A 20,000-nucleotide genomic window follows, 5' to 3' on the forward strand; every position below is an offset into this window, starting at 1 on the left:
TTTATAGAATAAAATATATTCTACAATTAAAACAAATTATAAAATTTAGGTGTTTCATTAATTGTAGAATTATTTATATTCTATAATAAAAATATAAAATAGAAATAATTAGTATCATTTTTATTTTGGGAACATTCTGATATCTCTTATCATCTAAAGGAATAATAATAATAACTTGCTATTTATAGAAGAAATTTAATTCTACATTTAGGAAAACTAATTGGCTATAATTGGATTTATAGAAGGCCATCGGGATATTATTTTAGCGAGATTGCAGATCAAAGTGTTTATTGCGGATCTTTTAAATGCTTTCTTTGCGTAATTTAATAATAAATTAAAGGAAACTCACTTCGTTTTTAAATCTTTTTGGGTACTCTTTATACCTAAAAGCACAAAAAGCGTTTATAGCTCATTTTTGGCGAAAACAAGCTGTTTCTAACAATATTAGGGAAAGAAAATGGTTGTTTTTTACTTTTCAGTTCTGTGTATCAAAATTTTGGGATTTTGTGTTTTATACTTGGCAAGGCTTTAAATCCGTGTGTAAATTATCCAAAGCGGATTATATTTCCATTTTTCTTTTGGCAAATAATTCTTATATCTTCAGGTAGCGCACAAAAAACAATTTTTTATTCTTCCCCTCCGACATAAAAAATACTCTCTTATTAAGGCGGATATTTTTAGAGTAGAATATAAAAATATTTGAGATATCCCCTTAAAAAACGATACTATGTTAAGCGAAAAGATAAACGCAGCTCTTTAGTCCAGTCAATATAGGCATTGACCTGTACGGCTGTTTATATATTATTAAGTCTTGTTTTCATACGACAAAAACCCCGCCGTCTGCGCGGCGGGGCGGTTAGTTGAGAGGAATATCCTCTGCAAATAATATTCTGCGGCTATTTCAAAAAAGGCAGCTCCGGTTCTATCGGGCGTATAGTCCCCCCGCCTCCTCCGCTGTTGGAAACACAATTCCCGCCGCTCAAAGTATACCCGCTATAGCACGACGTATATGTTTTGGCCGTGCAAGTCCACGGAGATGTAGTCATACCCGCATTACGACAAGTGGCAGCCGTACAATTATATTTTCCTTTAGTGTCAGATCCGCTAGTCGGTTTGGATACACAGTAGTATCTTGCGTCAGATCCAAGTCCACCGCTTTTAGCTAGGCACTGGTTGGCTCCGCAAGCTATACAAGCGCTTATTTTCAGCTGTCCGGGTTCGTCGTAAGCGCTTTCGCATACTTGATAACCGCCGTGTTCCGGATATGCCGCCGGAGTGCATTGATATGTCTTACCTGGTGTCAAACCACAATATTGTCCTTCGGGGTTACTTATAGAATAGCAATCATCCCAAAGACACGAAGCCACGCATTTTCTTGTTCCTACATAAGCTGCACCGTTTATATATGCTGTACAACTTCCGCTGGCCGTACCTGAGCAGTTGCACGCAGGGCTCGTCGGCATATATCCGCAGGCGCATTGATAGCAAGCACTGTTGCTTCCGTCTATAAGCATTCCATCGCCATTTGTCGTTCCGCTGGAAAAGCCCTCTTTGCCATATTCACTGCAGCTTTTCCCTTGCAAAGAACCGCTAACCGTAGCCGGAAGACCGCCCGTCGTCCCTCTGCAATAACTTTTAGGTACTTGTCGGCAACTCCAAAAATAACCACAGCTCTTATCCCATCCGCTCCATATTCCGCTATCGCAACAAGTACTGACGCTGGTCCCACAGTCGCCTTTCGGTTTATACTGTTTAGTACCTGGCGTACACAGTTTTAACACTTGCGAACAAACTGGAAGAGAGACTGCTAGAAAAAGTGCTGAAAGCAATAATTTCAATCCGCAATTTTTTGACATAAAAAATACCTCCTCCGATTTTCTATGCAGGCTCCGGGAAGTTTCGCACAAAATACGATATGAATAATATTCCCAGCCTGCAATTCAGGAAAAATTTATCAAAAAAAAAAAAACAGTCAAGCTGTTTCTGCTTTTTGGGTTTACTTAGACGTACGGATTTAAATTGGAAACAGAATATGATATTCCCCGGCAGATAAAGCGAAATCTTTCAAGAGAAAAATAAATAAGCGGCCGTTTAAAAAATCCGACAAGCTAAAAAGTTTATATGCCAATAAAAAACCCCGCCGTCTGCGCGGCGGGGCGGTTACTTCTCTTTTTAAAGACTTATTTAGGAAGATAAGCCTTTAACTACACAAGTAACGTTAACTGCCCAATCACTGCTCTTTTCTGAAGATCTCCCATAGCAATGAGCTCTATAAGAACCGGTCACATATATAAATCTGTCTCCGCACACTGAAGGATTCATACGGTCTTCAAACGTAAAAGGACAATCGTCCGAATGATTATTATAGCCGCCGTGTGCCTCATAACCTTGGCAAATATAACCGCCGTTAGGGGCCACACAGGTTTCTGAAGTCCAATTAGGAGATAATCCTGAAACACAACCTGAAAACTTCCAAGTCGCCTTCCACCCCGAACCAGGTTCACAAGTATATGTTTTCCTCTTGCAAACCACGCATCCACAACTCCTTGTATTATCATCGGAAGGTTTGGGGACATACTTTCCGCTCGAATCTTTACAGCCCTCAATACAACTTAATCCATCTTCGCTTAAGGAATAACCAGGTTTACATTCCCATTCACATATACTGCAAGGATTAGGGCTACTTCTGTATAGTTTAGGTATGGAATTTTCCGGTATCATATTTAAACACCCACTGCACGAACTACCCGAAGGAGCCTGACACTTAAAGCATCTGTCGCACTGCCAGCCTGAACCAGGTTCACAACGACAGTTTAGAAAATACCATGATCCCGCTACCAAAACATTAGGGTCATAACCACTTTCTTCTTTACATGTTCCAGCAGAAGTAGGACAGCCGCTTGAACAACAAGTAGTTTTCCCATCTTCTGCCCAAGGAGACCAATATTTACCATAATCTTTATTATCACAACATTCTCTGACTTTATATCCACAATTTCCTGAAACTTTATATTGTCTGCCACTTTTGCAACTCTCCGCATACGTTGTACTTAAACAGACAAAACAACAAAATACAGTTAAAAACAATTTACCAACCGTTTTATTTTTTAACATCTTTTTCCCCTCTTTTATAGTTAATAGTGTCGCTAAAACTAATCTAAGCTCAAACAAAAATATCTATTATTCTGCAGGCAGATTCATAGGAAAAATTTATCAAAAAAAAAAAAACAGTCAAGCTGTTTCTATTTTTGGGGATTTACTTCGACATACGGCTTTGGATTGAAAAAATCAAATATGATACTTGCAAGCAAGCAAAATGAATATTTCTATAAAAAACAAATAAGCGGCTATTTAGGAAATCAGGCAGGCTAAGAAGTTTGTTTATACTCCAATAAAAAACCCGCCGTACAGACGGCGGGATTTTTTCTTCCAATATATTAAGAACTTATAAACAGCACATTTCGGGCTGAGAATAGGGCAAATCTACTTCTTTAATAAAAGAGAAAACATGCGCATATATACAAGTCCTGTCTTTGGCGTAACAGCGGGTCAGCGTATGGGCGGGAATGCCGTCTTTTTCCTCGGCCGAGGCCGTAATATAATTCTCTCCCAGTGCCAATTTGTAATTGACGACTTCGTAGGATTGCTCCGGAAATTCCGGCATATTCGCTTTTAGTTCCTCAAAAGTTTTGGCGTATTGGCCGTTATTCTGCTCGGCATACATTTCTTGAATTTTCGCAATAACAAGAAGCAGATTGCCCATCATTTTAACTTTAAGGATTTCCGCATTATTCAAGTCGTCTTCCTCCAATAAATAGGCGTCTTCAGGCGAATCTTCTTCAGCGGATTCAAAAACCTCAGCATAATCGCCCCTTTCCGATAGCGAAGCTCCACTTGTCGGGATTGACGGAATACCAGCCATCTTAAAGAACGCCATAAACATAAAGCTCATCGCAACAATATAAATAATAAACGGACTAAGCGCGCCTAATATGGCAAAAAATACCAATGTGCCGCTTGCCTTAGGCAAAGGCTGTAAATTCTGAGTATCTGCGTTTTTGTCTATTACCAAGCAATCGGCCATTTTATCATGTAAGGCTTGCTTTCTTACGGTAAAACCCGCCATAACATAGCCTATATTAAGCGTAAATCCGGATATTATTTTACCCAAATTACGCCCAAGCGCACGGCCAAAAGAAATCCTGTTGCCATTCATATCCGTTACTTTTATACCCAGCGCCATTTTGCCCGGCGTAGCCTGCAGAGAAGAACTCTCAAACAAGGCCCAATATAAAGCATAAATCAGCATTGAGCATGCCGTCATAACCAAAACCGCCGATACTACCGTAGCGGGATTGGACAGCTTATCGCTATACCCTATAAAAGCCATTACAATCATCAAAAGCACATAGGCTATTATGTTGTCTATTATAAAGGCGGCAAGCCTTTTCCAGAACCCTGCATACATATTTTAATCCTCCTATTTTTCGACACAGCATTCCTCTGGGGACGCTATGACAATATCTCTATCTTTTAATTTTTCCAAATCATCGCTCAGACATTTTTTTTCGGCATCATAACACAACGTTAAATAATAATGCGGTACCCTTTTATATTCTGCCGCAACTCCACCTGAAACCAACTTATAAGAAAAATCGCCGTCATGTGAGAAAGAAAAGTCTTCCTTCCCTGAACTTTCCGCTTTTACCGCCTCGTTTCCTGCAGAAAACAAATCTCCTACCCTGTCGGCATAGGCGCCATTTTCCAGTTTATAGGAAGTCTGCATTCGTTTTATCATACTTAGATTTTGCATCGCATTATTAAAATCCATAAAAGATTTTACATATGAGAAAGAAAGAAAAACTATTAATGCCGTTATTAGCGCAAACAACAAAAAGAACGGCAACAGCGCCGCAAATACCGTCGCCGCTATCTTCCATAGCGACGCTTTGGGGAAAGGACGCAAATCCTCAAATTTAGCCGTTTTATCAATAACCAAACAGCCCGACATTTTATCGTGCAGTGCCTGCCGTTTAACCGTAAAACCCGCCATCACATAACCGATATAAAAAGTTAAATTCGAAATTATCTTACCCAGATTGCGCCCCAACGACTGTGCAAACTTCAGCCGATTTCCGTTCTCGTCGCAGACCTTTATGCCAAGCGCCATTTTGCCGGGCGTAGCCTGATAAGACGATGCTTCAAAAAAGCTCCAATAAAGAATAGGAACAGCGAAGGAACTTAAGTAAAAAAGCGCTGTTAGAACATTTATTGAATTTATACCAGTATCACTCTGCCAATCAGTCAGATAAAATGTAAAAATACCTAGCGCAATATAAAGCAATAACATCAAGGCAAATAATATGGCCCAATCTATTATAAAAGCAAAAAACCTTTTCCAAAAGCCGGCGTACATTTTCTTACCCCTATGAAGATTTTAACTCTAAAATTATACAACAAAAACATTTTTACTTAAAGGTTTTAATGTTATAAGAGATTTAACGAACACAATAAATTATCGCCCCCGTTTTCTTAATCTGCCACAACCGCTAAAAACAAAAAAGGGATACCCATATCGAGTATCCCTTTAAATTGCCAAGTTTTATTATTTGCCGCTTTCGGATTCTTCCTCGGATACTTCCATAGAATCCTGCAAAAGCTGGCCCAAGGTCGGGCGCGGCGCCTGCTTCAAATACTGCGCCACTACCTTTCTATTCTGGACCTGGTCAAAACGTCTTACGGAAAGATTTACCGTAAAATTGGCTGCGTCCACGCCTATTACAACAGCTTGAACGGTATCACCTTCTTTACCGGTAAAATCCAAGCCAAGCTCGTTTTCCGCGATAAAGCCCTTCGTCTTATTTTTGCCCAATTCCACTTCCACGCCTTCATCGGACACTTTTGTAATAACGCCTTTTACCGTCGTCATATACCCGTAGCGTTTCTTAAGAAGATCGGCCGGATTTAGGAACAACTGCTTCACGCCGAAATTCATTACGCCCTTTTCTTCGTCTATCGAGAGCAATTTGGCTTTAATTCTCTGTCCTCTCCTGTAATTGGCAAGTATCGTCTGAGGATCTTTCCAGGCGACATTATCCAAGGTTACTATCCCCTCAATTCCGTGGAAGCGTAAGAACAGGCAGTCCTTGCCCACTTTGGATACGACTACTCTCAAAACGTCGCCGGCTTTAATCTCGCTCAAAACCTGCGTTCTGCGCTCAGCCTCGTCTTCCTGCAGAACCTGTTTTCTGGAAACTATCAGTTTCTGCTTTTCCTTCGAGAACTCCGCTATAACAGCCTTTATCTTCGCGCCCTTGGGCAAATAATGTTTATAAGCCGGATGTATTTCCGAAAGCGACAACGGCATAAAACCCTGCACGCCGTTTACGTCCACTTTGTACCCGCCTTTTACGCATTCGGTTATTATGCCTTTCACTCTTTCCTTATTGTCAAAAGCCTTCTTGCAAATGTCCCAACCCAAAGCCTCCAAAGCCTTCTTATGGGATAAAATAGAATGTCTCTCGTCCGTGCCTTTGCGTACGAGCACCGCGCTTATTTCGCTGCCTACCGTCGGTATCGCTCTGCCCTCAAAATCGGACAACGGGATCAACCCCTCTTTCTTGTCGCCCGTATCCACCAGCACGTTATCCTGTGATATTTGAACTACATTTACGTTGACGATTTCCCTTTTGTTTAATTTCTCCTGCATCGCGTCCTGTTCGGCGAACAACTGGTCCATCGTCATATCTTCGCCGCTTTCGGCCGCCTGTGTGTTTTTTATTTCTTCTGGGTTAGTCATATAGCTCTTGACACTTTACGTTCCAGACGTAAAATGTGTTACCTCCGTTTTAATCAAGTTTATTTATTTCGTCCATTACTTTATCTGCAAATTCCTGAAACTGCTCTTTTATTTCCCTCGTTTCGTCCGGCACCACCTTAAACGGTTTGCCAAACGTTACTTTTAATTCCTCTCTGGTAAAAGGCAATTTGTTTGTATTGGTTATCTTTATCGGCAAAACCGGCACGCCGCTGTGATATACCATAAAGCCTATGCCGGGCTTTCCTCTGCCGGGTTTCCCTGTCTTGGAGCGAGTGCCCTCCGGAAAGATAAACAGGCTCTCGCCTTTCTTCACTACCTTCAAAGCCGCTTTTATCGCCCCCATATCGCCGCCGGGTTTGCGCCTGTCTACCGGAATATATCCAAAATACTTAAAAAGCCGCCCGCACAACGGAACCGACATAAGCTCCTTCTTTATGAAATAGATTGAATCTCTCCTCTTACCGGCAAATCCTCCCGCAAACGGCGGGTCGAAATTGGACATGTGATTGCACGCCATTATCAAACCGCCTTCCTGCGGAATATTATCCAATCCGCTCACTTTCACTTTGTAAAAGAGCAAAAAGTAACTTCTAAACATAAATTTTATCAAATTAAGAAGAGCTTGTCTTACCATACCTTGCCAACTTCCTCCATAACCTTCTCTATAACCTCATCAAGACTTAAGGCCGAAGTATCTATAATCACGGCGTCCGGGGCCGGTTTTAACGGCGAACAAGAACGATTGGAATCGCGCTCGTCGCGCGATATGATGGAGGCCAATATTTCGTCGTAATCGGCCTTTTCGCCCTGTTCCTGAAGCTGTTTTACACGCCTTTGCGCGCGGGCTTCGGCATTGGCTATAAGGTAAATCTTGACGGGGGCATCGGGGCATATCGCGGTGCCTATGTCGCGCCCCTCCATAACTATATTGCCTTCGCGGCCCAAATCAATCTGCTTTTGCATTATTACCGCGCGGGCTGGGCCTATCGCAGACACTTTGCTGGCCGCCCGCCCTACTTCCTCAAGCTGGAGTTTATCGCCCAAATATTGGCCGTCTACCAGCACTTTTAAGCTGCTGTCGCTTTGGCGCTCAAAACCCCAAACAATATCTTTGGCCGCTTTGATTACCGCAGACTCGTCGTCCATATTGATACCGCTTTTAAGCACTTTCCAGCCAAGGCACCTGTACATTTGCCCCGTACTTAAAAAACTGATGCCGTACTTAAAGGCGACAGCCTTGACTACCGATGATTTACCCACACCGGCGGTACCATCTATGGCTATGGTTATTTTGGAAGGGCGTAGCTTTGTCATCTATTGTCCAAGCCTCTAAGCGCGAGCATAATACCGTCCGGATTCGTAGAGAAGTCCAAAACGTCTTCAAGTTTACACTTGCCTTCCCTGTGAAGCCTTACCAAAGAATCGTCAAATGTCTGCATGCCGTAATATTCGCCGGAAGATATAGCCTTGTATATATCGGAGATTTTATTTTCCAGTATACACTTTTTTATCTGAGCCGTAGGCAACATTATCTCTATTGCGGGTACCAATCCGCCGCCTACCCTTGGCAGAAGCCTTTGCGATATTACGCCCCTTAAAAGGTCCGCCAGCTGAAAGCGCACCTGCCCCTGATGCTCGGGCGGGAAGGATTCTATTACCCTGGATATCGTCTGCACCGCGTTAATCGTGTGCAGAGTGGAAAGCACCAACTGCCCCATTTCCGCCGCCGCTATGGCCGAGCGGATAACTTCCGCGTCGCGCATTTCGCCCAACATGATTACGTTAGGATCTTGCCTCATGGCGTATCTGAGTGCGGATGAATAAGAAAGCGTATCCGTACCCAAAGAAAGCTGGCTGACTATGCTGCGCTGATCGGTATGCACAAATTCGATAGGGTCTTCCACCGTAAGGATATGGCAGGAACGAGTCTTATTTATATGGTCTATCATCGCGGCCAAAGTAGAAGATTTGCCCGAACCCGTCATACCCGTTACCAACACTATGCCGCGGTGGTTATCGGCTATTTTCTTAAGCGTTTCGCCGGGGAGATTAAGCTGTTCAAACGAGGGTATCCTTAACGGTATATGCCTTATGGCCATACATATCTTGCCCGATTGCCTAAATACGTTAAACCTAAAACGGCCGTATTCTTTAGCGTCGAGCGCGAAGTCTACGCTCAAGTTCTGGTCGAACATCTTTTTTTCGCGTTCGCCCATTATCGCAGCGGCGATTTTCTTAACGTCGTCATTGGTCAAGAAACAGTCCTCTATCTCCCTTATCTTCGTGTTTATGCGAACATAAGCGTTGGAGTTTCCCCTTATATGCAAACCGCTGGCTTTATTGTCTACTACCGTTTTAAGCAAAGTGGTAAGTCCGATGGCCATATTACTTTTCCTCCTTCCTGCGTCTTATAAACGCAGGGATAAGCATAAAATCAGATCTTGAATCAAAAGCGTCCGCGCTTCTTGGCGTGCGGTTCACCGCCCGCGGCGAAGCCGTATGCGGCAGAATATTCCTTATGGGTTCGCGCGTCTTCTCGGGAGAACCCACCCCCAAAGAATGCCTTACCGTATTTAAACGGGGCGCACCCTCTCTTCCAAAGCCAGTGGCTATTATCGTCACGCTGAATGTGCCCGGCGGCAAACTCTTATCGTACATATGCCCAAACATTACCTTAGATTCATTGCTGGCATATTGCTTGATTATATTCATCACATCGCCTTGCTCCGTCATGGTAATATCATCGGGCGCGGTAAAATATACTATAAATCCTTTAGCGCCGGATATATCGGCGTTTTCAAGCAGAGGAGAACTCAATGCCTGGCGCGCCGCGTCCAAATGGCGCTTAGGCCCTTTAGCCTGCCCTATGCCTATCAAAGAACACCCGGACTTTAACATTACAGTTTTAAGGTCATTATAATCTATGTTCATATTGCCGGGGCGCAATATCACTTCCGAAATCCCTTTTACGGCCTGCAAAAGCACCTCGTCGACCATTTTGAAGGCTTCTTCCGTAGTAGTTTTGGAGTCTATATTTTCGAACAGCCTTTCATTCGGGACGATTATCATCGAGTCCACATATTCTTGCATTTCCTTTATGCCTTTATCGGCCTGATCCGCACGCACATATCCTTCAAAATTAAACGGCCTGGTAACTACTCCGACCACCAAAATATTGTCGCCATATATTTCTTTTGCGACCTTGGCCAAAGCCGGCGCTACGCCCGTACCTGTTCCGCCGCCCATTCCCGCTGTTATAAAAAGCAAATCGGTGTCGGTAACCACATTGCGAAGCTGCTCTATCGATTCTTCCGCCGCCTGCTTGCCGCGCTTAGGATCGCCGCCGACGCCCAAACCTTTTGTTATTTTCTCGCCGACTTGCACCAAATACGGCGCCTTGTTGCGCCTTAAATCCTGCGCGTCCGTGTTTATAGCCACGAAATCGACATTGTCTATCCCCGCTTCCATCATGTGGTTTATAGCGTTGCCGCCTCCGCCGCCTACTCCGACGCATTTTATCTTGGCCAACTTTCCTTCAAACTGTTCGGCCGACGAAAACAATGAATCCAATGAATTATCGCTCATAAATTAACCGCCAAAAATGTTGGAATTCTTCAGCATATTGAAGAATTTTAGTATAGGCGACCTGTTTACCATGTCGCTGCCGTGCTCCTCAGCTATCATTTCCCTGCGCGCGGCATAGGCCGCCAAAGACAATGCCGTCGTGTACATCGGATCAAAATATTTTTCTTCCGCGTCTATTATGTCGCGCTGGACGGTAGCTTTGTGTGCCTCCTTAAGCCCTAAGCTCTGGCAACACTGTGCCTCTATGCCAGGCATTAAAGAACCGCCGCCCGTAAGTACGGCATAACCTTCCTTTAAGAAATCGCCAAAACCGGCTTTTTCTATGCTCTCGCGGATAGTTTCAAAAAGCTCTTCCGCCCGCGGCTGGATTATATCCAAAAGGTAACTCTTTTTTATCTCGGAGGAGCTTTTGCCGTCCATGGAGGGAACTTCTATCGTAGTTTCCTCCTCCAAATACGCCGGATAAGCCACGCCGTAGCGCTCTTTTATTTCCGCCGCGCTGGCTTTGGGCGTATGCAAAGCGTTTATTATATCCCTGGTAAAAATATCGCACCCGAACGGAAAATCTTTGGCGTATATCAAAGCGCCTTCCGCCCATATGCCTACGGATATTGTTTCCCCGCCCAAATCTATTATCAGGCAGTAGCTCTCTTTTTCCTCGGGAGAAAGTACGCTCTCGGCCAGGCACACCAAACCATAAAATTTTCCGTCGACCCTAAAGCCCGGGCGGGTGATAGCTTTCATTAAATTATTCACGCAAGAGCTTAAACCGGTAGTTATATGGACGTCAACCTCCAAAAGAGAACCGTCCATGCCCTCGGGATTGGTTATCCCCCCTTTGCGGTCTATGGAAAAACCTTGCGGAACTACGCTTATAATCTCGTTATCTATCTTTATCGGGATCGAACGCGCATTCGCTATCGCCTGCTCTATATCTTCGGCCGTAATTTCTTTATTGGCACGGGATATATTGTACGTCCCGTGATTGGTAAAGGATTCCAAATGATCCCCGCGCAAAGCTACATATAAAGCGTTTATGTCTTGCTCGGCTTTTTCCTCCATATAGTTTATAGCCTCGGTTATTGAGGAGGAGGCTTCCCTTATATCGCTGACCATTCCTCTCTTAAGGCCGCGGCAAGGAACGCTTTTACCCGCTACTACCCTTAAAGAATTAGTTTCCGCGTCATATGCGGCGGCCACGGCCGTTACTTTGCCGCTGCCTATATCCAATGCTGCTATTAAATTCGTCTTAGCCATATTATAAAAACACCTTTATGCCGACGGCTTTAAATATATTTTGCCGTCGTTAAAATAATTAAAATCAATCTTAAAGGGTTCTTTAAAACCGCGGCGGGCAGATTCCGCCATAACCCTTTCCAAAACTTTTATCTTTCCGGCGCCGTCTTTCAACCCGCCCATATCTGCATATGCACCTTTCAGCGTTAAACCGAAAGATTGTTTATCCATATTCACGGTAAATTCCTCCACCGACAAATCGGTTTCGCCCTTTACCGCTTTTACTAATTCTACAAATTCTTTAGACAAAAATTCACCTTTTATTTCCCCTTCCGTTTTTATCTTCAAAAGGGCCTCATATCGGGGAGATTTATCGTCGTTAAAAATAAGGCCGTTCTCCGCAAAAAGATAGTTCTTGTTTTCGGTTTCTATTCTGCCAAAGGGCTCGTGCTTCTTTATCTTCACGTTTAAGTCCCCGGTAAAATAATTGCGCCAAACCGAAACTTTCTTCAACTCCTTCAAATTGTCTTCCAATAAGCCTTCCAACGCAGAACAATCCGAATAGGATATGGCGTCGCCTTCTTTAAATGTTATATATTTTTTTACTTCTTCGGCTATCGCCCCGTCTTCTCCGCCTACATTTATCTTTTTAACGTGCCATTGCAGCCATTGAGGACGGCTTTTCGCGTCAAAAATCATATCCGCGGCCTTATTTAAAACGAAAAATACCGCAAATATAACCGCAAAAGCCGATAAAACCAAAATTATTCTCTTTATTCTGAGGGCCTTTTCCCGCTTGCCGCGTATCGGCGCAAAACGCCTGGTGGCCTTTTTCTTTCTTGACAACATCAAAATACCCGCTTTTCTTGAGCCTAAAAGGCAAGGTTTATGCCTTATGTCCATAGCTCTAGGCTTTATCAATTTTACTATATTTTAACACCCTCATACAGAGCAATAAATTCCTATCAAAACGCCGAAATAAAAAACCCCGCCTGAAGGCGGGGCTTTTGGCTAAAAACCAAACCTTAATCCCACTTTGGGAACAAAATTGTTAGTTTTAAAATGCCTTTCATAGTAATAATCTACGCCCATATCCAAACTGGTCACGATATACTTCATAGGGATATTAAAACTCATTCCCAAATACAGCCCGCCTATAAAAGATGTGCCGTCATCTTTTACATCTTTAGAACCAGATATCGTAGCGCGGGAAACACTTTCCCACTTATCGACACCGACCCCGGCTCCTATATAAAGGTCGAAATACTTAGCATAGAAGAAATCGTAAAAGTAGTTGACCATAAATACGTCGCCGCTGACGCTGGCGAAAGTATCCGCAAGCATATATATCACATCGGAAACGGCTTACCTGGGCTGATAAGCCAATTCCACTCTGGAACGCTTATACTCCGCGCCCAAAGCCAAATTGCCTATAAATTGGAAGTCTGTCAAATCCTCTCCCGAGCCAAGCTCAAAAGAGGAATAAGTAAGCCCCGCATCTGCCCTGACGTAAGGACGAACGCTGTCATACCTGCTTTCCAAAAGGGCATTTGATCCCTCCAAATCGGAAGGATAATCATACGCCGCTAACGGAAAAGACAAAAATAGCGTCAAAAAGACACTTAGTCATATCTTTTTCATAATCATTTACTCTGTTTGTTATAGAATTGTGTAGGGAGATCAAAGAAGTTAATCAGAAAACAATGGGCGGAAAGGGATTTGAACCCTTAAGTCCTTTCGGACATACGGTCCTGAGCCGTACGCGTCTGCCAATTCCGCCACCCGCCCATCTTTGATTATTTTATTAAATTCAGACTTTTTTTACAATCAAGAATAAAATATACCTTTTATCTTTCCTTCGGTAAATTTGCTAAAATTACTTCTATGGCAAGGAAGAAAGGAATAGAAGTTGTTTCGACAAACAGAAAAGCACTGCACGAATATTTCATTCTGGAAACATTCGAAGCGGGTATGGCGCTTTTCGGCTCGGAAATAAAATCGCTGCGTCTTAAAGACTGCAGTTTGGATTCCTCCTTCGTCAGAATGGATAAAGGCGAAGCGTATCTGTTTAATATGCACATCAAGCCCTATGCTTTCAACACTCATACATCTTTGGACCCGACAAGAACAAGAAAACTGCTCCTGCACAGAAAAGAAATCAACAAACTTACCGCCGCCAATGAAATAAAAGGCCAAACCATAGTACCGTTGGAAATATATCTTAAAAACGGTTGGGCAAAAGCCAAAATAGCATTGGCCAAAGGTAAAAAAATATACGATAAACGCGAAACCCTAAAAAAGAAAGACCTCTCCAGAGAGATGGAACGCGGCTTTAAAAATAAATTCAAATTGTGATTAGCAGTTTTATCGGATAACGAGATAAATATTTCCCACTATTAAAAAGTTGCTAAATTAAAGAACCGCTTCGACGTAAACCGAAGCGGTTCTTAGCTAAGCGAAATTATAAACCCTTATTCGCACTCCAAATACTGTCCGCTACCCTTTGCATTTAACTTTATGTTTGTACAGGATAAGCCCGAAGCTTCCCCACAATAGTTGCCGTACCACTCGCACATACACGCCGTAGCCGATCCCGGCTTTCCGCTGCTGCTGATTATACACTTATAGCCGGAACCTTTACTCCTACAAATACTCTCATAGTCTGAGGAAGAACATCTCTCGTCAGTATCTTCTGTGCATCTAAACTCTTGGGCAGAAGTGTTCATAATATAGTCATCATAACACTCACTCGATCCCGATCTTTCCCTACAACTTTTGGGGTTATATCCTGCCGGGAAAGAGCTGGAGCCGCCATCTGCACACAAATAATTGCTGCCATACGCCGGTATTAAAAATACGCCGCTCTTGATTTGATATCCCGCTCTCTTAACGCATTTATGATTATCAAGTTCATAACCGTTTGCTTCGTCACACTCGCAAACGCCGTTAACCTCTATGGCGCCCTCGGGGCATACACATTTACAGTTTATGGCATCAAAACTGGCATATATTTGCCACAAATCGCAATCGGCACCGTTTTTTTGGCAAGTACACTCCTTATCCCAACCAGACCACAGTTTATTTGCGCAGCACGTCCTCTGCGAAGTCCCGCAATCACTGTTTGCGCGATATTGAATCGCACCGACGGAGCTACAATTTACCGTCGATACGGTAGCGCCATCCACCAATGTCCCGCCATCGACTATCGTCCCCCCGCTGCCAGGAGTTAAAAGCGTTTCATACGCCTTCACATTTGTAGAGCCGATAAACACACAAAGCATAACCGTTATAATAATAATCGGCAATTTCCTTTTTATGTGAAACATAAACATATCTTTCTCCTTTCCTAAACCTGTTTTAATTTCTTGATGTCAAAACACAAAGCTCCCTTTATAATATCTTAACATTTACAACTTTCCCAGACAACCCTATAATTTTCTTATTTATAAAGACTTTTATCCCATTTTTCAAGTATTTATCTTGAAACATTGGATTAACCTTCTAATAATATTTATCACTGCCTTTAGCTCTATTTCAAAGGTCAATATTGAAAATTTTAACTCTTAAAAAATAGTGAACATTTTTAAAATTATCGATTTTTTAAAATAGATTAAAACAAAAAAGCCGCGTTAGCTTTACTAACGCGGCACCATGACAACTTGTATTACAATAACTTTTTAAATCCTTTGCGTGTAATTGGTTATCTTAAAACGGATCTAATTACGGTATGGCGTCCATTACCTTTTTTAAGGCTTCCTCGCTTTTACCGCGAACCTCCACCGTCTTTTCCTTGCCTTTGTTGCCTTTGATTATGTTTATGTCTTCTTCATTGACGGAGAAAAAGTCCGCCATAAAATATTTAAGAATATCATTGGCTTCGCTGTCTAACTTCTTCGTCTTAACTTTTACGCGAAGCACGCTGCCTATCCTGCTTACTACTTCATTGTCTCCGGTAGTGGAAATTACCCGCACTTTTATTATCATGCCCTTCCTCCTTCCCAAATCTACTTAAATACGGCGCTGCCTATTCTCGGCAGATTGCTGCCTTCTGCTACCGCCGTTTCATAATCCCCGCTCATTCCCAAAGAAAGATAATCCTCTTTAGTAAAATAGACTTTAAAAATCTCAGCCGCTTTCTTAAAACATTCTTTTAGCAGGGCTTTATCTTCGGTGTCGGGCGCTATCGCCATTATACCCCTAAGCGTTATGTGTTTAAACCCCTTGCGAACCTGCTCTATAAAATCGCCGGCCTCTTTCAATGGCAAACCGCCCTGGGTTTCCCGATCCGTCAGCTTAATCTGGACCAAGCAACTAACACTGCGCCCCAGTTTCTCGCCTTCCTTGTCTATACAACGCGCCAAACGCAAAGAGTCTAAAGAACAAATAAAATCGAAATTGTCTACTACTTTTGCAGCCTTATTGGTTTGTAAGTGCCCTATAAAAAATTTTTGTACTTTATATCCGCTAAGCAAAGGCGAGTTCCACTTTTCCAAGCTGTCTTGTAGACGAGATTCCCCTATCATCGATATACCGCCGCAGCTTAGCAGCTGCGCTATTTGCTCGGCGCGAGCGTATTTCGTTACCACAAGCACATTAACCTTATCGGCGTCGAAACCGCTCTTCCCCGCAATGGCGCGCGCATCCGCCAGAATACGGCAATAATTGTCAAAATAGCTGGATTTATGGCACATATAGAACCGCCCTCTTGACTATTTTATCAAAATTTTGTGAAATACGCAAAGTTTTAATTTTTACCGCTCCTAAAGTTGTACAATATCAATATGACAGAAAAGACCAAAAGTTTGATAATTATCGCCGTAGCCAACGGCCTTATCGCCTTCGGCTATGCTTTGAGCATCCCCTTTCTTACCATATATCTGACCACCCAAAAACACGTAGCGCCGGGCATTATCGGCATTATGCTCGCGGCGGCAATGTTTACCACCGCGGCGGCAAGCGCGATCAGCGGGGAAGTTTCCGATAACTTCGGAAGAAAAAGAGTTATGGTCGTTTCCCTATTTCTCAGGTCACTGTCTATGCTGGCTATCGCCGCGTCAATTTTCTTCGACGCGCATTATCTCATAACCATAGCATTCCACTTCGCGGGCAGCTTTTTGGGAGCATTCTTCCGCCCCGCCTCCAACGCTTGGATAGCCGATAACACCAATAGCGCTGAACGGGTAAAAGCCTTCGGATACATAAGAATAGGTATTAACTTGGGCTGGACATTGGGCCCGGCCATGGGCGGCTTCCTGGCGAATATATCTTATTCTTTAGGATTCTTTCTAACATCTATAACCTTTTTTACCGCAATGATTTACCTTCAGCTTTATATTCAGGACGCTCTCAAAAAAGTCTTGCGCCGCAAAAGTCATTTCATCAAAATGTTTGCGGAACTTAAAAATGCAAACCTTTCCAGACTATGTTTCTATAATTTCCTGATTTCGATAGTTTCGGCCCAATTGGTAGTCGGTCTTTCCCTTCATGCCGTCAAATGCCTTAACTTGACGGAAAACGCCGTGGGGTTATTGTTTTCAATTCAAGGGATGTCGGTTGTTCTGCTGCAATACCAAGCGTCAAAATTTATAGCAAAGATGCGCCTGAGCGCAGCTTTGGCTTTGGGCTGTTTCCTTTACGCCATAGGATATGGTTCGGTAGGTTTCGCATTGGGATTTTATACGCTTATTATAGGGATGGTATTCGCGGCTTTGGGCGAAATGCTGGTATTGCCTGCGGGCCATTCTTTGGCTTCCAATATTGCGCCGGATAATAAAAGGGGCCGCTTCCTAGGATTATATGTTCTCTCCAATCAAGCGGGGGTTTCCTCGGGTATACTTCTTGCCGGGATAATGATGCAGAACCTAAGCCCCGCTTACCCGCCTTTGCCTTGGCTAGTTATAGCCGCGATTGCCTGCGTGGCGGGCGCCGCGTTTTTAAACCTCAAAAAATGGGTTACCTACGAACAAGACGGTTTAAAGCCAAGAAGGCCAATGCCGATAACAAAGCCCATGGCCAGATAAATTTAAAGCCCCGCTTTCTCGGCGGGGCTTTTTATGCAAGCAAAATTTATGTCTTATTTGGCGGCGGATTCTTCGTCAGAAGAAGGAATTTCAATAGGAATAAAATCCTCCCCTCCGCTTGCCGAACTTGTGCCTTTATTCCTCTTATCTTCCGATTTCAAACCGAATATACCCAACACGCCGTTAAGGCTTTTCTTTACCAACCTGCTGCCGGGATTTTTAAATATCGTCTGGCTAATCAAACTAGTCGCACTGGAAAGCATACTCATCTTTCCGTCAGGATTCTCAATTGTTCCGCCGACCTTTATTTTAAGCGGCATTATCCCGTTTTCGCTTATTCTGCCGGGCGCCGCGTTGAGTGCCATATCTATCGCCCTGCTGTTGAAATTTATATTCCCTTCCAAATTAAAAGATATGAGCGATGATATAAAAGAACCTTTTTTAATATTGCTAACCCCGTCTTTAAAATTCAAATCCATATCAAAGCTGTCGTAATTAAGAGAACCGGATATCTTGTCGGGCAACGTCTCCAAAGCCTGGGCCTGTTTGTCAACCGGTAAAATCGCGGCCGCCAAAGTGTTGAGAAGCGACAGCACGTCCAAACTGTTTATCAGCTTGCTCACCACCCCCAGGGAAACGAACAGAACCTTCGTCAAAGCGTTTGCATTGGTAAGGCGGTACAAATCCTTTATCACCCCTGTACCGGTATTCAATGAGAAATGTCCGCTTATCCCGGCCAAAGAAGGCTTGAAATTTATAACATCGGCTTTAAAGTTCACGTCATATGCGTTAAAATATGGGGCCTCCAACGCCGCGACTTTCGCCGTGCCTTTTATATTTAAAGGCGGCAAGAACCAGCCTTTATCCTTATCTGATGCGGGGGTAGAATCTTCCGCCAAAACAGGTTCGGTATCGGGGTCATACTCCGAGGCTGAATCCAGCATTGAAGAGCTCCCCTGTTTTAACAAAATTTTATCCGCCTGCAAATTAAAATTAACATCCGCGTTTTGACCGTTGTCCAAATATGTAAGAGCAGTTTTGAATGCATTGCCGTTTAGACGGCCGTTCAGATTATTGAGGGTTATATTCTTTAAGGTTTTTATTTCCGCTACCGCGTTAACCTCGCTAAACGTTCCCGCCCCGTCATAGAAAAACCCGACGTTCTTTGCCGATACCCGTCCGCGGACCTCTCCCTGCCCCAGCTTTAAAGACGCGCTTAGAAAACCGTCCAGCAAGTACTCGCCCAGCAGGCTTATCGCTTTAGAAAATCCCCCCAATGCCAAGGCTATCTTTAAATCTAAGCTGTAAGAGGGATTATCGCCCAAAATTATACCGCCCTTGCCGTTAATTGCGGAATTTAAAGCGCTTATGTTAAAGCTGTTTATAAGTATTTTATTCAGATCTGAATTGTAAGAGCCGTTGATGTCCACTTCGGCTTTGCCCAAATAGAAGGCCGGAGTGTTAAACAAACCGTTTAACGCTTCACTTGAAAAATTATTCGCTTGCGTATTTAGCTGTATATCGGGGTTTAAAAAATCAGTTACGGAGCCGCTTATCTTCAACAGGCTGTCGCCCCGCTCCAAAACAAGCTGATCAATTTGCGCAAAAGCGTTATCCCAATTCATCCCCGCTAAAGCGGATGTAACGGTAAATCCCAAGGGCAAATTATCCAGTTTGAATGATTTTTGCTGATAATCTAGTAAAGTATTTACGCTCAATTTAAACGGGGAGTAAAAACTGAAATTATCAATATCCAAAAACAATTCCTTTAAAGATATCTTTATATTCTTGGCCAAATCGCAGTAAGAAATTTCCGACTCGCGAAGCTGAATATGTTTTATCTTTAAATCTTTAAGAAAGGAATCTCCCTTAGCCTCATTACCATCATTGGAGTTTTCCTTTTCTCCACCTGCGGGAAAAAACGGCTCGAAATTAAAATCGCCGTTTTTGTCCCTTATTACATTCAGCTTAAGCCCCTCTATCGATATATCGTTAAAATCTATATCGCCCTTTAACAGTTGAAACGGCAATATTTTTACGAGCACGCTTTTTGCCTGCAGTATTTCCGCCCCGTCCGGCGCTTTTATCGATATATTATCTAAGTGTATCCCGGTAAGGCCCGCGGCTATATTTTTTATGCTTACTTCGCCTTTGGTTTTCTGCGCCAGGAAAGAAACTATCTTCTTTTGAACGCCCTCCGTAGGCAGCAAATACCGCAGTGCCAAATCCCCCGTCAAAAGCAACAAGGCGACGGCCCCGACCGCATACAGCAGCGTTCTTAACGATATGCGAATAAATTTCATTACAACCCCCGTAATCCTAAAAATTTCCCCGATACT

General features: G+C 43.3%; 19 protein-coding genes and 1 tRNA gene. 2 read left to right on the forward strand and 18 right to left on the reverse strand.

Translation table 11 applies throughout. The features are described from left to right. Positions 1-896: 896 nt before the first annotated feature. The 14 genes from ACQY3M_RS01505 to ACQY3M_RS01570 all read right to left on the reverse strand — a co-directional run bounded on the left by ACQY3M_RS01505 (position 897) and on the right by ACQY3M_RS01570 (position 13,429). Positions 897-1,856 carry a hypothetical protein gene (locus ACQY3M_RS01505; RefSeq protein ID WP_428065567.1) on the reverse strand — a complete coding sequence of 320 codons (960 nt, stop codon included), beginning with the start codon at positions 1,854-1,856 and terminating at the stop codon, positions 897-899. A gap of 978 nt (positions 1,857-2,834) precedes the next feature. Continuing rightward, positions 2,835-3,023 (reverse strand): hypothetical protein, encoded by a 189-nt coding sequence (locus ACQY3M_RS01510; RefSeq protein ID WP_428065568.1) that lies wholly within the window; start codon positions 3,021-3,023, stop codon positions 2,835-2,837. A gap of 422 nt (positions 3,024-3,445) precedes the next feature. Next, on the reverse strand, positions 3,446-4,468 hold the full coding sequence (locus ACQY3M_RS01515) for an RDD family protein (RefSeq protein WP_428065570.1): 1,023 nt from the start codon (positions 4,466-4,468) through the stop codon (positions 3,446-3,448). Positions 4,469-4,480: 12 nt separating this feature from the next. Next, positions 4,481-5,416: an RDD family protein gene (locus ACQY3M_RS01520; protein WP_428065572.1), complete on the reverse strand. Its 936-nt coding sequence runs from the start codon at positions 5,414-5,416 to the stop codon at positions 4,481-4,483. A 189-nt stretch (positions 5,417-5,605) separates the two neighbouring features. After that, positions 5,606-6,799 (reverse strand): S1 RNA-binding domain-containing protein, encoded by a 1,194-nt coding sequence (locus ACQY3M_RS01525; RefSeq protein ID WP_428065574.1) that lies wholly within the window; start codon positions 6,797-6,799, stop codon positions 5,606-5,608. A 49-nt stretch (positions 6,800-6,848) separates the two neighbouring features. Continuing rightward, entirely contained in the window at positions 6,849-7,454 is a 606-nt protein-coding gene (locus tag ACQY3M_RS01530; protein ID WP_428065576.1) for a lysophospholipid acyltransferase family protein, read from the reverse strand. Next, the gene (gene cmk, locus ACQY3M_RS01535) at positions 7,448-8,134 is read right to left on the reverse strand and encodes a (d)CMP kinase (RefSeq protein WP_428065578.1); all 687 of its coding nucleotides are present in this window, start codon (positions 8,132-8,134) and stop codon (positions 7,448-7,450) included. The genes ACQY3M_RS01530 and cmk overlap by 7 nt, the downstream gene beginning before the upstream one ends. Further along, complete coding sequence (locus ACQY3M_RS01540; RefSeq protein ID WP_428065580.1) at positions 8,131-9,204, reverse strand: type IV pilus twitching motility protein PilT; 1,074 nt, start codon at positions 9,202-9,204, stop codon at positions 8,131-8,133. The genes cmk and ACQY3M_RS01540 overlap by 4 nt, the downstream gene beginning before the upstream one ends. 1 nt (position 9,205) lies before the next feature. Further along, positions 9,206-10,405, reverse strand: a complete 1,200-nt coding sequence (gene ftsZ / locus ACQY3M_RS01545; protein ID WP_428065582.1) for a cell division protein FtsZ — start codon at positions 10,403-10,405, stop codon at positions 9,206-9,208. Positions 10,406-10,408: 3 nt separating this feature from the next. Next, positions 10,409-11,662, reverse strand: a complete 1,254-nt coding sequence (gene ftsA, locus ACQY3M_RS01550) for a cell division protein FtsA (protein ID WP_428065584.1) — start codon at positions 11,660-11,662, stop codon at positions 10,409-10,411. A gap of 15 nt (positions 11,663-11,677) precedes the next feature. Next, positions 11,678-12,544, reverse strand: a complete 867-nt coding sequence (locus ACQY3M_RS01555; protein ID WP_428065586.1) for a cell division protein FtsQ/DivIB — start codon at positions 12,542-12,544, stop codon at positions 11,678-11,680. A 108-nt stretch (positions 12,545-12,652) separates the two neighbouring features. After that, a complete protein-coding gene (locus ACQY3M_RS01560; protein WP_428065588.1) occupies positions 12,653-12,985 on the reverse strand; it encodes a hypothetical protein in 333 nt (110 codons plus the stop codon). Positions 12,986-13,006: 21 nt separating this feature from the next. Further along, positions 13,007-13,243, reverse strand: a complete 237-nt coding sequence (locus ACQY3M_RS01565; protein ID WP_428065590.1) for a hypothetical protein — start codon at positions 13,241-13,243, stop codon at positions 13,007-13,009. 102 nt (positions 13,244-13,345) lie between these two features. Then, positions 13,346-13,429: transfer RNA gene (locus ACQY3M_RS01570), tRNA-Leu, on the reverse strand. Between the two features lie 96 nt (positions 13,430-13,525). Between ACQY3M_RS01570 and smpB the strand changes: the two genes are divergently transcribed. Then, the gene (smpB, locus tag ACQY3M_RS01575; protein ID WP_428065592.1) at positions 13,526-13,996 is read left to right on the forward strand and encodes an SsrA-binding protein SmpB; all 471 of its coding nucleotides are present in this window, start codon (positions 13,526-13,528) and stop codon (positions 13,994-13,996) included. 116 nt (positions 13,997-14,112) lie between these two features. On the opposite strand, the gene ACQY3M_RS01580 is transcribed toward smpB, so the two are convergent. The 3 genes from ACQY3M_RS01580 to ACQY3M_RS01590 form a co-directional block, all read right to left on the reverse strand. Continuing rightward, a complete protein-coding gene (locus ACQY3M_RS01580; protein WP_428065594.1) occupies positions 14,113-14,973 on the reverse strand; it encodes a hypothetical protein in 861 nt (286 codons plus the stop codon). Positions 14,974-15,361: 388 nt separating this feature from the next. Beyond that, positions 15,362-15,625, reverse strand: coding sequence for a DUF167 domain-containing protein (locus tag ACQY3M_RS01585; RefSeq protein ID WP_428065596.1), 264 nt, complete (start codon positions 15,623-15,625; stop codon positions 15,362-15,364). Between the two features lie 20 nt (positions 15,626-15,645). Next, entirely contained in the window at positions 15,646-16,332 is a 687-nt protein-coding gene (locus ACQY3M_RS01590) for a YggS family pyridoxal phosphate-dependent enzyme (protein WP_428065598.1), read from the reverse strand. Between the two features lie 90 nt (positions 16,333-16,422). Here ACQY3M_RS01590 and ACQY3M_RS01595 point away from each other — a divergent pair, with 90 nt between their 5' ends. After that, positions 16,423-17,661: an MDR family MFS transporter gene (locus ACQY3M_RS01595; protein WP_428065600.1), complete on the forward strand. Its 1,239-nt coding sequence runs from the start codon at positions 16,423-16,425 to the stop codon at positions 17,659-17,661. Positions 17,662-17,714: 53 nt separating this feature from the next. Here ACQY3M_RS01595 and ACQY3M_RS01600 read toward each other — a convergent pair whose 3' ends face one another. Beyond that, complete coding sequence (locus ACQY3M_RS01600; protein WP_428065602.1) at positions 17,715-19,964, reverse strand: AsmA family protein; 2,250 nt, start codon at positions 19,962-19,964, stop codon at positions 17,715-17,717. Between the last annotated feature and the right edge of the window lie 36 nt (positions 19,965-20,000).

This window comes from Candidatus Proelusimicrobium volucris, assembly GCF_959605025.1.
Classification (GTDB): Bacteria; Elusimicrobiota; Elusimicrobia; order Elusimicrobiales; family Elusimicrobiaceae; genus Proelusimicrobium; species Proelusimicrobium volucris.

Excerpts from the sequence above, each read along its gene's own strand:
- ACQY3M_RS01560 (WP_428065588.1), bottom strand. The coding sequence starts at position 12,985 with ATGCTTGCGGATACTTTCGCCAGCGTCAGCGGCGACGTATTTATGGTC.
- ACQY3M_RS01525 (WP_428065574.1), bottom strand. The coding sequence starts at position 6,799 with ATGACTAACCCAGAAGAAATAAAAAACACACAGGCGGCCGAAAGCGGC.
- ftsZ (WP_428065582.1), bottom strand. The coding sequence starts at position 10,405 with ATGAGCGATAATTCATTGGATTCATTGTTTTCGTCGGCCGAACAGTTT.
- cmk (WP_428065578.1), bottom strand. The coding sequence starts at position 8,134 with ATGACAAAGCTACGCCCTTCCAAAATAACCATAGCCATAGATGGTACC.
- ACQY3M_RS01555 (WP_428065586.1), bottom strand. The coding sequence starts at position 12,544 with ATGGACATAAGGCATAAACCTTGCCTTTTAGGCTCAAGAAAAGCGGGT.
- ACQY3M_RS01520 (WP_428065572.1), bottom strand. The coding sequence starts at position 5,416 with ATGTACGCCGGCTTTTGGAAAAGGTTTTTTGCTTTTATAATAGATTGG.
- ACQY3M_RS01590 (WP_428065598.1), bottom strand. The coding sequence starts at position 16,332 with ATGTGCCATAAATCCAGCTATTTTGACAATTATTGCCGTATTCTGGCG.
- ACQY3M_RS01505 (WP_428065567.1), bottom strand. The coding sequence starts at position 1,856 with ATGTCAAAAAATTGCGGATTGAAATTATTGCTTTCAGCACTTTTTCTA.
- ACQY3M_RS01585 (WP_428065596.1), bottom strand. The coding sequence starts at position 15,625 with ATGATAATAAAAGTGCGGGTAATTTCCACTACCGGAGACAATGAAGTA.
- ACQY3M_RS01595 (WP_428065600.1), top strand. The coding sequence starts at position 16,423 with ATGACAGAAAAGACCAAAAGTTTGATAATTATCGCCGTAGCCAACGGC.
- ACQY3M_RS01540 (WP_428065580.1), bottom strand. The coding sequence starts at position 9,204 with ATGGCCATCGGACTTACCACTTTGCTTAAAACGGTAGTAGACAATAAA.
- ftsA (WP_428065584.1), bottom strand. The coding sequence starts at position 11,662 with ATGGCTAAGACGAATTTAATAGCAGCATTGGATATAGGCAGCGGCAAA.
- ACQY3M_RS01515 (WP_428065570.1), bottom strand. The coding sequence starts at position 4,468 with ATGTATGCAGGGTTCTGGAAAAGGCTTGCCGCCTTTATAATAGACAAC.
- ACQY3M_RS01530 (WP_428065576.1), bottom strand. The coding sequence starts at position 7,454 with ATGGTAAGACAAGCTCTTCTTAATTTGATAAAATTTATGTTTAGAAGT.
- smpB (WP_428065592.1), top strand. The coding sequence starts at position 13,526 with ATGGCAAGGAAGAAAGGAATAGAAGTTGTTTCGACAAACAGAAAAGCA.
- ACQY3M_RS01580 (WP_428065594.1), bottom strand. The coding sequence starts at position 14,973 with ATGTTTATGTTTCACATAAAAAGGAAATTGCCGATTATTATTATAACG.
- ACQY3M_RS01600 (WP_428065602.1), bottom strand. The coding sequence starts at position 19,964 with ATGAAATTTATTCGCATATCGTTAAGAACGCTGCTGTATGCGGTCGGG.